Source organism: Baekduia soli, assembly GCF_007970665.1.
Taxonomy (GTDB): domain Bacteria; phylum Actinomycetota; class Thermoleophilia; order Solirubrobacterales; family Solirubrobacteraceae; genus Baekduia; species Baekduia soli.
This window is the reverse complement of sequence record NZ_CP042430.1, coordinates 54755-66581: the sequence shown is the minus strand read 5'-3', so window position 1 is coordinate 66581 and position 11827 is coordinate 54755. Positions and strand designations below refer to the sequence as shown.

Below are 11827 nucleotides of genomic sequence, written 5' to 3'. Positions count from 1 at the left end.
CCCGGGGGGACGGCGGTGCCGGAGGCCGGACGCGGCTAGCTGTTCTGCCTCAGGTCGTTCCGAACGCGGGTGATGGGCGGCCGGTTGCCGAGCGAGCTGTGGTTCCGCTCGTTGTTGTAGTGGTGCAGCCAGTGTGGCAGCGCTGCGGCTCTGGCGTCGCTTGAGCGGTAGCGCTGTCCCAGGCCCCATTCGCGTTTGAGGGTCTGCTGGTAGCGCTCGACCTTGCCGTTGTGGCGCGGCGTGCGGGGCGCGATCGTGCGATGCCGGATGCCGTGGCTGTCAAACAGGGCGGCCAGCGCCTTGTTGTGGGTGTAGGTCCAGGCGTTGTCGGTCTGCCAGCGCTCGATGATGATGCCGTGCGCAGCGAAGAACGCGATCGCCCGCTCGGTGAAGCCGATGACGGTGGCGGCCTTCTCGTCGCGGTGCAGCTCGGTGTAGGCCAGGCGGCTGTGGTCGTCGATCGCGCTGTGGGCGAACTCGTAGCCGACACGCTGGCGCTTCTCGGCGCCCGTGCGGTGACGGTTGCCGGTGACGGCATGGCCGGGTGAGGAGAACCGCGCGAAACGCTTGACGTCGTTTTGGATCAACGCCCCAGGGCACGGCCACTCAAAGCGCTGCACCGCCTCTCGGGGCGCCGGCGGCTGGCGCGACATGCCGCGCCGCTTCAGACAGCGCGAGACCGTCGCGTGCGCGATGCCGAGCTCGGAGGCGATCAGGCGCGGCCCCCAGCCCGTCCGCGTCCGCGCCTGGCAGACACGGTCGTGCAGCTCGTCGCTGGACCGCGTCGGCTGGCGATGCGGCGTCGAGGGTCGATCCTGCGCCCACGCGCCCGACGCTCGCTCGGCGTCTGAGGCGTTGCGGTACCGGTCGATCCAGTACTGCACCGTCGACACGCTCACCCGCCGACGGGCCGCTGCCTGGCGTCGAGGAAGTCCCTCGCCAAGACACCAATCAACCAGCTCGACACGCTGCCAGCTGGGCAGCCACCTACGCTTGCACTGCATCCGGGCTGATGACCTCCGAGGCCGTTGGATCCTTGAGAAGACCCACAGCCTCTGTCTCAGCCCGGATGCCTCAACTTCAGCCCTCAGACGTTCGGAACGTCCCGAGGCACGTCACCTAGCGGGTCTTGCGGACCTTCGCGGTGACCGCCTTGGACGCCTGGCCCTGCTGGCCCTTGGCGTTGACCGCCACCGTCTTGTAGCGGTAGGTGTGGCCGGGCTTGACCTTCGTGTCGGCGAACGTGCCGCGCTTCGGGGAGACGGTCCCGACGAGCTTGAAGCCGCCGGTGCCGTCGGCCCGGTAGATGCGCACGTGCTTGGCGGCCTTGGCCGCGGCCCGCAGCGACAGCGTGACGCGCTTGGCGGTCACGGCCGCCTTCGGCGCCGCCGGGGCGGACGCGAGCCGGCCGCCGACCAGCCACGTGTTCGCGATGCCGTCGCCGTCACGGTCGTTGGAGCGCACGGCCGGCAAGGTGACCCGCGGGAGGACCACGGCGGGCGCCGGGACGACGGCCGGGGCGGGGGCGGGCGCGACGACGGTCCATGACGCGGTGAACGAGCGCTCGCCGTCGGCGGGGTACACGGTCAGCGCGTGGGCGCCCGGCGCGAGGCCGGTGAGGCTGACGCCCGTCGTGGTGCAGGCCACCTCGACGCGGTCGTCCAGGACGCAGAACGGCGCCTGGCCGGCGTCGTTGCCGTCGATGGCCCAGGTCAGCTGGGCGGTGCTGTCGCTCGTGGTGGCCGGGGGCGCCGAGAGGAAGCGGACGGACTGCACGGCCGCGGTCGTGGCCGACACGACGGCGCTGAACGGGCTGGTCGGCTGAACCATGTCCGAGCCCTGCCAGACGTTGAACAGCCGCGTGGCCTGGACCTGGAAGCGGTAGGTGGTGCCCGGCTCCAGGGCGTTGCCCTCGGGGTCCTGGTCGATGACGACCTGGACGTCGCTGCCGTCGCCGCGGACGTTGGAAACGAACGGGGTGTCCGAGCGCACGCCGTCGACCACGCGGTAGATGTCGTACTGGGTACCGGGCTCCTGGTCGAAGCTCAGCGCGACCTGCCGGCGGCCGCCGTCGGTCGTGACGGCGGGGGCGGCGGGCGCGTCCCAGGAGAAGCCGTCGATGGTCTCGCGGACGCCCGGGTAGTCCATCGCGACGCCGTGGAAGCCGCCGCCGTTGTCGCAGGGCGCGTCGGTGCCGATGTCGCCGACGGCCACCTCGGTGTCCTCGAAGGAGATGATCTCGCCCTTGGGCAGGTCGACCGACAGCGTGTCGGCCGTGTGCGTCACCTCGGGGGCATAGGTCCGCGTGCTGTCGTAGATCGAGCAGCCCGCGGTCGAGAGGTCGCCGTCGTAGGTGTCGTCGTAGCGCGCGTCGCGCACGCCGTCGATCCCGACCGAGACGTTCGGGGTCGCTCCGTCCTGGCCGAGGAACACGCGCGTGTCGGCCAGGTGGGAGGCGTCGGCGACCGTCGCGGTCAGGTGCACCGTCGGCGAGGCCGGGCCCGGATCGGTGATCTGGACGGTCGCGGTCGCCGGACCCGAGGATGGGAAGGTGGCGGTCGACGCCGCCTGGGCGGCGGGAACGACCGCGGCGAGGGCGGCGAGGGCCGCAGCCGGCGCCAGCAGACGCGGAAGACGGGGCATGCTGTAGTCCTTCTTGGACGTGAGGTGGCAGAGCTCGCGCGCCTGCGTCAGCACGCCTCGGGCCCCCGCACGGGCAAGACGCCCGCGTACTCCCTTGGGTCGACCGTCTGACGCCCCGCATTGATGTCTGTTGGTGGACGAGACCGCCGACCGGGGCCGCCGCCAGACTGGCGCCGATGCCTGGGCTCACCATCACCGACGTCCTCGCCGTGCCGGCCACCGGAGGGTTCTTCGCCGACGACCAGGCCGCGATCAAGGGCGGCGCGCCGCGCGACGGCCTGGCCTACCGCGGCCCGGCCGTCACGCCCGGCGCCGACGCGATCCGAGCTCCGGCCGAGGCCGTCTCGGTGCTGCTCGTCCTCAGCGACGGGCACGTGGCCCACGGCGACTGCGTCAGCGTCCAGTACAGCGGCGTCGGCGGGCGCGAGCCGCGCCTGCGTGCCCAGGCGCTCGCCGCCGTGATCGCCGGCGCGGTGGCGCCGGAGCTGCGCGGCACGGCCGTCGACGGCTTCCGCGCCGCCGCACGGCGGCTCGACCGGCTCGCGGCGGCGATCGACGATGTGGGGACGGCGGCGACCTACGGGCTGTCGCAGGCGCTGCTCGACGCGGCGGCGCACGGCGCGGGCGTGACGATGGCCGAGCACGTGCGCGCCGAGTGGGGGCTGGACGGGCCGTTGCGGCGGATCCCCGTCTACGCGCAGAGCGGCGAGGAGCGCCGGGTCAACGTGGACAAGATGATCCTCAAGGGCGTCGACGCGCTGCCGCACGGGCTCATCAACGAGCCCTCCCTCGTCGGCGCCGGTGGCGCCGACCTCATCGCCTACGTGCGCTGGGTGCGCGAGCGGGTGCAGCAGCTGCGCCCCTCGGCGGCCTACGCGCCGGTCCTGCACTTCGACGTGTACGGGTTGCTCGGCGAGGTCGCGCGGGGCGACCTCGAGGCGGTCGCCGACATCGTCTGCGCCATGGGCGCCGAGGCCGCGCCGCTGGCCCTGCGCGTCGAGCATCCGGTGGACGCCGGCTCGCGCGACGGTCAGATCGCGGCGATGGCGCAGCTGCGGCGCATCCTCGCCGCCCGGGGCGCCGGGGTGCAGCTCGTCGCCGACGAGTGGGCCAACAGCGCGGCGGACGTCCGGGCGTTCACCCGGGCCGGCGCCGCCGACGTGATCCAGGTCAAGGCGCCCGACCTCGGCTCGCTGCACCACGCCGTCGAGGCGATCCTCGACTGCCGCCGCCACGGCGTGACCGCGCTGCTCGGCGGCTCGTGCACCGAGACCGAGCGCGCCGCGCAGGTGTCGGTGCACGTCGCGCTCGGCGCGGGCGCCGACCAGATGCTGGCCAAGCCGGGCATGGGAGTCGACGAGGGCCTGTCGATCGTCCGCAACGAGATGGAGCGCACGCTCGCGCTCGCTGCGGTCGCCGCGGCCGAGACCGCCGCTCCGGGGTGAGCGGCGATGCCCGTCACCACAGGAGGGGAAGTCCACGCGCAGCACGTTCCGCGGACTGGCGCTCACCGCGGTCGCGATCGCGGGCGCCCTGGCCGGACCGGGCGCGGCCTGCGCCGACGAGCGCGGCGGGACCACGACAGCGGCCCGTGGCGGGTCTACGGCCAGGTCCTGGGCCGGCCCCCGCGATGGGCATGCGCCACGCGAGCGCCACGGCGTCGGGCGCCGCCGCCCGAGGCGGGACTCAGCCGGGATCGCGCTGCGCGGCGGCGGGCTCGACGACCGCGACGCGGCCGTCGTCGAGCAGGCGCTCGGCCACCCAGCGCGCGGTGGCCAGCAGCGCGGCGTCGGCCCCGCGCGGGGCCACGAGCTGCAGCCCGACGGGCAGCCCGGCCGGCGAGCGGTGCAGCGGCATGCTCATCGCGGGCGTGCCCAGCAGCGTCCAGGTCCGGCAGAACAGCGGGTCGCCGGTGGTCTCCGCGCCCGGCGCCTCGCCGAGCACGCTCGGGGTCAGCACGGCTTCGTGGCGGCGCAGCCGCTCGTCGACGCGCGGGCGCCACCGGGCCACGAGGTCCTGGGCCTCGGCGTAGGCGGCCGGGCTCGTCGCCCGGCCCGCGTCGAGCATCCCGCGCAGCGCGTCGGCGAGCGCGTCGTACGGCTCGTCGGCGAGCAAGGACGCCATCTCGACGTGCTGGATGCACGGCGCTGCCTCCCCGAGCGCGCCGGCGCCGGGGTCGAGCTCGAGCTCCTCGACGTCGGCGCCGGCGTCGGCGATGCGGGCCGCGACGGCGTCCATCGCGTCGCGCGTGCACGGGTCGGCCGCGTCCCAGAGCGCGGTGCGCAGCAGGCCGATCCGCGGCGCCGCCGGGGCCGCGACCGGCGCCGTTCCGGCCAGGATCCCGGTGAGCAGCTCGACGTCGGCGACGCTGCGGGCCAGCACGCCGACGGTGTCCAGCGAGGTCGTGATCCGCCGCACGCCCGCGGTTGCGATGGACCCGAACGTCGGCTTGAACCCGAAGATCCCGCAGAACGACGCCGGCCGCACGACGGAGCCCGTCGTCTGCGTCCCGAGGGCCACGGGCACCATCCCCGCCGCGACGGCCGCCGCCGAGCCGCTCGACGAGCCGCCGGGCGTGCGCGTCGGGTCGTGGGGGTTGCGCGTGGGCGGCGGGGGCTCCTGCACGGCCGCGAACTCGGGCAGCTCGGTCTTGCCGAGCACGAGGCCGCCGGCATCGCGCAGGAGCGCCACGGCGTGGGCGTCCTCGCCGGGCCGGTGCCCGGCGTACTGGCGCGAGCCGTAGGTCGTCGGCAGGTCGGCCGTGTCGATGTTGTCCTTGATCCCCACCGGCACGCCGTGCAGCGGTCCGGCGCCGCCGCGGTCGGCACACCCGCGCTCGACGGCGGTCCACGCCCGCAGGTGGTGCTCGAGCGCGTCGATGCGCGCCACGAGCGCGTCGACGACGTCCTGCACCGCGACGGCGCCACCGGCGACGAGGTCGTGCAGGTCCGTCGCGGTGCGCTCGTGCAGCTCCATCGTGGCGGGCATTCTCGCAGCGGCGCGCCCGTCGTCCCCGCCCGGCCGCGGCCGGTACGGTCCCGGGATGGATCGCGGCGTGGTGCTGGTGACGGGTGGCGGGCGCGGGATCGGCGCGGCCGCGGCCCGACGGGCGGCGGCCGCGGGATGGGCGGTGTGCCTGACCTACCGTGAGGACGAGGCGTCGGCCGGCGCGGTGGCCGAGGCGATCCGGGCCGCCGGCGGCACCGCGGCCACGGTTCGGGCCGACGTGGCCGCCGAGGACGACGTGCTCGCGGCGTTCGCCGCCGCCGACGCGCTGGGTCCCCTCACGGCGCTGGTCGCCAACGCCGGGATCGTCGGACCGCGCGCCCGCGTCGACCAGCTCACCGCGGACCGGATCGGGCGCATGATGGCCGTCAACATCACGGGGACGTTCCTCTGCTGCCGCGAGGCGGTGCGCCGGATCTCGACCGCCCACGGCGGGCCGGGCGGCGCGATCGTCCTGGTGTCCTCGGCGGCCGCGCGCCTGGGCTCGCCGGGCGAATACGTCGACTACGCGGCGTCCAAGGGCGCTGTCGACACGCTCGGGCTGGGGCTGGCGCGGGAGGTCGCCGCAGAGGGCGTCCGCGTCAACGTCGTGCGCCCCGGGATCATCGACACCGAGATCCACGCCAGCGGGGGCCAGCCCGATCGCGCGCAGCGGCTCGGGCCGGCCGCGCCGATGGGCCGCGCCGGGACCGCGGACGAGGTCGGGGCGACGATCGTCTGGCTCCTGGGCGACGACGCGGGGTACGTGACCGGAACCGCGGTCGACGTGTCCGGCGGCCGGTAGGTCGACGCCGGCGGCGGCCCGGCTCAGGCGGCCGCGCCGAGCCGCGCGGCGATGCCCCGGGCCTGCTGCACGAGCTCGAGCGGCTCGAGCACGTCCATGGCGATCTCCAGGGTCGCCATCCACACCACGAACTGCGTCGACCAGCCGCCCGTGGTCGTGACCACGCACGCGTCGTCGCCGTCGGGCTCGACGGTCGCATAGCGAGCCGGGACCCGCCGGGCCACCGCGTCGGCCGGCGCGTGCAGGCGCACGCGACCGGGCACCGGGGCGCTGTCCTGGGCGCGGATGGCCCGGCGCACGTAGGCTGCGGGGTCGCCGCCGGGGACCTCGCGGCGGGTGCCGCGGCCGGCGGCGCCGACGCGCCCGGCGATGCGGTCCACGCGGAACGTCCGCCAGTCCTCGCGGTCGAGGTCCCAGGCGACGAGGTACCAGCGGTAGCCCGTGTGGACGACCGCCGCGGGCTCGACCCGACGCCGCGTGGCGCTGTCGTCCTTGGCGCGGTAGGCGAAGCGCACGCGCTCGCCGTCGCGGATCGCGCCGGCGATCGTGGCCAGCACGTCGGCGTCGATCCGCGGGCCGTCGACGGCGAACGCGCTCGTGGCGTCGCCGAGCGCGCGCACGCGCCGGCGCAGCCGCTCGGGGAGGACCTGCTCGAGCTTGGCCAGCGTGCGGACCGCGGTCTCCTCCATGCCGGCGATGGACCCGGCCGCCGTCGACCGCAGCCCGACGGCGACCGCGACGGCCTCGGCGTCGTCGAGCAGCAGCGGGGGCAGGTCGGCGCCGGCGCCGAGCCGGTAGCCGCCGGCGACGCCCGGCGCGGCCTGGATCGGGTAGCCGAGGGAGCGCAGCTTGTCGACGTCGCGGCGGATCGTGCGGCTGCCGACCTCGAGGCGGGCGGCGAGCTCCGGGCCGCTCCACTCGCGGCGCATCTGCAGCAGGGAGAGGAGGGCCAGCAGGCGGGCGGAGGTCTGCATCATCGCGTCGCCGATGATCCCACCGCATGCGGACCGCAGTTGACCGCATGGGGATCAATGAGGACCGAACCTGACCGCATGCGCCGACAGCCTCGCCGCCATGGCCACCACCGTCATCGACCTGCCCCTCCCGCCGGACGCCGCGTCGCCTCCGCCCGCGCCGCGCACCGTCTCGCGCCTCGCCTGGCTCGGCTTCGCCGTCGTGCTGGCCGCCTCCGTCATGGACCTCCTGGACGCGACGATCGCCCAGACCGCCGCCCCCGCGATCCGCGCCGAGCTCGGCGGCTCCTACGCCTCGATCGAGTGGACGACCGCCGCCTACACGCTGGCGATGGCGACGTCGCTGTTGCTCGGTGGCCGCCTCGGCGACCTGTTCGGCCGCCGGCGCGTCCTGCTGGTCGGCATGGCGGCCTTCGTCGGCGCCTCGGCGCTGTGCGCGCTGGCGCCGTCGCCCGACGCCCTCATCGGCGCCCGCGCCCTGCAGGGCGCGACGGCCGCGGTCATGGTGCCGCAGTGCTTCGGGCTCATCCGCGAGCTCTTCGGCGACGAGGGCCAACAGCGGGCGTTCGCGGTCTTCGGCCCCGTCATGGGGCTCGCCGCCGTCGCCGGGCCGCTGCTCGGCGGCGGCATCGTCGACCTCGACCTGCTCGGAACGGGCTGGCGGGCGATCTTCCTCGTCAACGTCCCGTTCGGCCTGGCCGCGCTCGCGCTCGGCCACCGGGTGCTGCCGCGCAGCCGGCCCGTCGCCGCCGGCGGCCGCCTCGACGCCACCAGCGTGCTGCTGGCGATGGCCGGCGGCTTCGCGCTGGTCTACCCGCTCGTCGAGGGCCGCGAGCTCGGGTGGCCGCGGTGGTGCGTCGCGCTGCCCGCCGTCGGCGTGGCGCTGCTGGCCGGTTTCTCGTGGGCGCAGGCGCGTCGCGCCGCCCGCGGCGCGACGACGCTCGTCGAGCCGTCGGTGCTGCGCCGCCGTCCCTACGTGTGTGGCCTCGCGCTCGTCGTCTGCTTCATCGGCGCGATGGGCGGCATGGTCCTGGCGCTCAACGTGATGTTCCAGATCGGCCTGGGCTTCTCGCCGCTGGCCTGCGGCGTCGCGACGGTCGCGGTGCCGCTGGCGGCGACCGGCGGCTCGATCGCCTCGGCCGTCCTCGTCGGCCGGCTCGGGCGCACGGTGCTGTGGATCGGCCTCGGGACGATGGCGGCCGGGCTGCTCGCGGTCGACCTCGTGCTGCGCGCGCAGGGTGCCGGGCTCAGCGCCTGGGACCTTGCGGCGCCGCTGGCCGTCACCGGGCTGGGCATGGGCATGATCTTCATGCCGATGTTCGACGTCATCCTCGCGGGCGTCGAGCCCCACCAGCTCGGCTCGGCCTCCGGGCTGCTGGAGGCCATCCAGCAGCTGGCGATGTCGCTGGGGATCGCGATCGTCGGGACCGTCCTGTTCGACGTCGCCGGCGCGGGCCGCGGCGCCGCGGCGTTCGTCGGGGCCGCCGACCACGCGCTGCTGGTGTGCCTCGGGCTGCTGGCCGCGGCGGCGCTGACGGTGGTCTGGCTGCCGCGCCACGCCCGCGCGGCCGCACACTAGCCCACCAGGCGCACCGCGAGCCACGCCAGGGCCGCGGTGTGCAGGACGATCGTGGCCGCGGCCACGATCACGGCGGTCGCGGCACGCCGCGACCGCCGTGGGCTGCCGGCCATGCGCAGCGCCGCGACGGCCATGACGTAGGGGACGGGACCGATCACGCCCGTGACGGCCACGACCATCGCGGTCGTGTCGCTGCGCGGGTCCTCGTGGGGCGACGGGAGCACGGGGGTTCCTACGCAGCGCGGGGCTGGTCGGACGTGCGGTCGGCGCCGCCCGCACGCACCGGCGGCCGCCGCGGACTAGCGTTGGGGCAATGACCTGGACCGTCGACGTGCCGGCATCGGCGCTGCCCGAGCTCCCGCCGCTGCCTCCCGCGCTGGCCGCCGCGCTGGCCGACGCCCTGGACCGGCCGGCCGCCCAGCAGCCGCCCTGGCCCGATCCGGAGTACGTCGTGCGAGTCCGCGCGCTGCTGGAGAGCGTGCCGCCGATCGCGGTCCCCACGGAGGTCGACCGCCTGCAGCAGCGCCTGGGCGACGTCGCGCGCGGCAACGCGTTCCTCCTGCAGGGCGGCGACTGCGCCGAGACGTTCGTCGACAACACCGAGGAGCACCTGCGCGGCACGATCCGCACGCTGCTGCAGATGGCCGTCGTCCTCACCTACGGGACGGCGATGCCCGTCGTGAAGGTCGGCCGCATCGCCGGCCAGTACGCCAAGCCGCGCAGCTCGGACACCGACGCGGCCGGCCTGCCGTCCTACCGCGGCGACATGGTCAACGCCATCGAGGCGACCGAGGAGGCTCGGCGCGCCGACCCGGGCCGCCTCGTCCGCGCCTACGCCAACGCGGCGGCGGCGATGAACCTCACGCGAGCGATCACCGGCGCCGGGCTGGCCGACCTGCACCACCTGCACGAGTGGAACATGGACTTCGTCCGCCAGTCCAACGCGGGCGCGCGCTACGAGCGCGTCGCGACGGAGATCGAGCGCAGCCTGCAGTTCATGTCGGCCTGCGGCGTCGACGACAGCTCGCTGCGCACCGTCGACCTCTTCGCCAGCCACGAGATGCTGGTGCTCGACTACGAGCGCGCCCTGCTGCGCCTGGACGGCGAGCGCCTGTACCTGCTCTCGGCCCACCAGCTGTGGATCGGCGACCGCACGCGCCAGCTCGACGGCGCGCACGTCGCCCTCGCCGCGCTGCTGGCCAACCCGATCGGCGTGAAGATCGGGCCGTCGACGACGCCCGGCGACGCCGTCGCGCTCGTCGAGCGCCTGGACCCCGCGCGCATCGACGGCCGCGTGACGCTGGTGTCGCGCATGGGCAACGGCCGCGTCCGCGACCACCTGCCGCCGATCGTCGAGGCGGTGACGCGCGCCGGTCATCGTGTCGTCTGGCAGTGCGATCCCATGCACGGCAACACGGAGGAGTCGCCGAGCGGGCACAAGACCCGGCACTTCGACAAGGTCATGGACGAGGTCGAGGGGTTCTTCGAGGTCCACCAGCAGCTCGGCACCCACCCAGGTGGCATCCACATCGAGCACACCGGCGAGGACGTGACGGAGTGCCTCGGCGGCGCCCAGCGGATCTCCCACAGCGAGCTGGGCTCCCGCTACGACACGGCCTGCGACCCGCGCCTGAACACCCAGCAGTCGCTCGAGCTCGCGTTCCTGGTCGTGGAGATGCTGCGCCGGACGGCGCCCTAGCCGAGCCGGCCGCTCACCCGCGCGGCTCCAGCACGACGCTCGTGGTGGGGCCGATGCCAGCCGCGTCCTACGCCACCGCCGGCACGATCTCGCGGCCGATGAGCTCCACGGTCTCGAGGTCGCGGTGGACGAGGTGCTGCAGGAAGACGCGGGACACCCCCAGCTCCTCGTGGGCGCGCAGCCGCGCGACGACCTGCGCGGTCGTGCCGGCGATCCACGTCGGGCCCGGCGCGGCAGGGTCGACCGGTGCGCCCGTCCACTCGGCCAGGGCGGCCGCGCGGCGGCGCAGGCCGGCCTCGTCGGCGGCGACGAGCGTCGTGGCCATCACCGAGAACGGGATGGGCTCGCGGGCCGCCGCGGTGCACGCCGCGGCGATGCGGGCCGCGCGCTCGCCGATCTGCTGCGGCGTCGCGTCGACCGTGTTGTACTCGTCGGCGTAGCGGGCGGCCAGGCGCGCCGCGCGGGGTCCCGCCGCGCCGCCCAGGATGAGCGGCGGGTGCGGGCGCTGGACGGGGCGCGGCCGCGCCTCGAGGTCGCGCACGGCGTAGTGCTCGCCTTCGAACGTGAACGGGCCCTCGCCCTCGCCCCAGTGGCCGTCGTGCAGGATCGCCAGCTGCTCGGCGAGCACGTCCATCCGCTCGCCCATCGACAGGAACGGGAAGCCGTAGGCGGCGTGCTCGACCTCCGACCAGCCCGTGCCCAGCCCCACCTCCACGCGCCCGCCGGAGACGTGGTCGGCGGTCGTGACGAGCTTGCCCAGGACGGACGGGTGGCGGAAGCTCGCGGGGGAGACCATCGTGCCCAGGCGCAGCGTCGTGGTCCGGGCGGCCAGCGCGGTGATCGTCCCCCAGGCGTCCAGCGCGCCGCGCTCGTGCGGGCCGTCGTCCGAGAGGTCGTGGTAGTGGTCGGAGCGGAACAGCGCCTCGATGCCGAACGTCTCGCAGGCCTCCGCGAGGGCCACCCAGTCCTCCCAGGTGACGTCCTCCTGTCCTTCGATCATCAGGGCTACGCGCATCGTGCAGTCATAGCGCGACGCCGCCCGGTCACATCCGCCGGCGCACCGCGACCAGGCCCTGCAGGTCGCCGGCGGCCAGCCGCTCACGCCGGCACCAGACCGTCACGAGCCGGTCGCCGGTCGCCGC

10 protein-coding genes are annotated in these 11827 nt (G+C 75.3%); 4 read left to right on the top strand and 6 right to left on the bottom strand.

Annotation, left to right across the window (positions count from 1 at the left end):
- Nucleotides 1-35: 35 nt before the first annotated feature.
- A complete protein-coding gene (locus FSW04_RS00295) occupies nucleotides 36-1004 on the bottom strand; it encodes an IS481 family transposase (protein WP_146915057.1) in 969 nt (322 codons plus the stop codon).
- 115 nt (nucleotides 1005-1119) lie between these two features.
- A complete protein-coding gene (locus tag FSW04_RS00290; RefSeq protein WP_146915054.1) occupies nucleotides 1120-2697 on the bottom strand; it encodes a hypothetical protein in 1578 nt (525 codons plus the stop codon).
- A gap of 122 nt (nucleotides 2698-2819) precedes the next feature.
- On the opposite strand from FSW04_RS00290, the gene FSW04_RS00285 reads away from it, so the two are divergent.
- Nucleotides 2820-4088, top strand: coding sequence for a methylaspartate ammonia-lyase (locus FSW04_RS00285; RefSeq protein WP_146915052.1), 1269 nt, complete (start codon nucleotides 2820-2822; stop codon nucleotides 4086-4088).
- Nucleotides 4089-4329: 241 nt separating this feature from the next.
- Here the strand turns inward: FSW04_RS00285 and FSW04_RS00280 are convergent, their stop codons facing one another.
- Nucleotides 4330-5619 carry an amidase gene (locus FSW04_RS00280; protein ID WP_228430761.1) on the bottom strand — a complete coding sequence of 430 codons (1290 nt, stop codon included), beginning with the start codon at nucleotides 5617-5619 and terminating at the stop codon, nucleotides 4330-4332.
- Nucleotides 5620-5686: 67 nt separating this feature from the next.
- On the opposite strand from FSW04_RS00280, the gene FSW04_RS00275 reads away from it, so the two are divergent.
- Complete coding sequence (locus FSW04_RS00275) at nucleotides 5687-6433, top strand: SDR family oxidoreductase (RefSeq protein ID WP_146915048.1); 747 nt, start codon at nucleotides 5687-5689, stop codon at nucleotides 6431-6433.
- Between the two features lie 23 nt (nucleotides 6434-6456).
- Here the strand turns inward: FSW04_RS00275 and FSW04_RS00270 are convergent, their stop codons facing one another.
- Nucleotides 6457-7410 (bottom strand): helix-turn-helix transcriptional regulator, encoded by a 954-nt coding sequence (locus tag FSW04_RS00270; RefSeq protein ID WP_146915045.1) that lies wholly within the window; start codon nucleotides 7408-7410, stop codon nucleotides 6457-6459.
- 97 nt (nucleotides 7411-7507) lie between these two features.
- Here FSW04_RS00270 and FSW04_RS00265 point away from each other — a divergent pair, with 97 nt between their 5' ends.
- Complete coding sequence (locus FSW04_RS00265) at nucleotides 7508-8986, top strand: MFS transporter (protein WP_146915043.1); 1479 nt, start codon at nucleotides 7508-7510, stop codon at nucleotides 8984-8986.
- Here FSW04_RS00265 and FSW04_RS00260 read toward each other — a convergent pair.
- A complete protein-coding gene (locus FSW04_RS00260; RefSeq protein WP_146915041.1) occupies nucleotides 8983-9210 on the bottom strand; it encodes a hypothetical protein in 228 nt (75 codons plus the stop codon). The genes FSW04_RS00265 and FSW04_RS00260 overlap by 4 nt on opposite strands.
- A gap of 89 nt (nucleotides 9211-9299) precedes the next feature.
- Here FSW04_RS00260 and FSW04_RS00255 point away from each other — a divergent pair, with 89 nt between their 5' ends.
- Entirely contained in the window at nucleotides 9300-10685 is a 1386-nt protein-coding gene (locus tag FSW04_RS00255; RefSeq protein ID WP_146915039.1) for a class II 3-deoxy-7-phosphoheptulonate synthase, read from the top strand.
- Between the two features lie 67 nt (nucleotides 10686-10752).
- Here the strand turns inward: FSW04_RS00255 and FSW04_RS00250 are convergent, their stop codons facing one another.
- Complete coding sequence (locus tag FSW04_RS00250; RefSeq protein ID WP_146915037.1) at nucleotides 10753-11700, bottom strand: LLM class flavin-dependent oxidoreductase; 948 nt, start codon at nucleotides 11698-11700, stop codon at nucleotides 10753-10755.
- Between the last annotated feature and the right edge of the window lie 127 nt (nucleotides 11701-11827).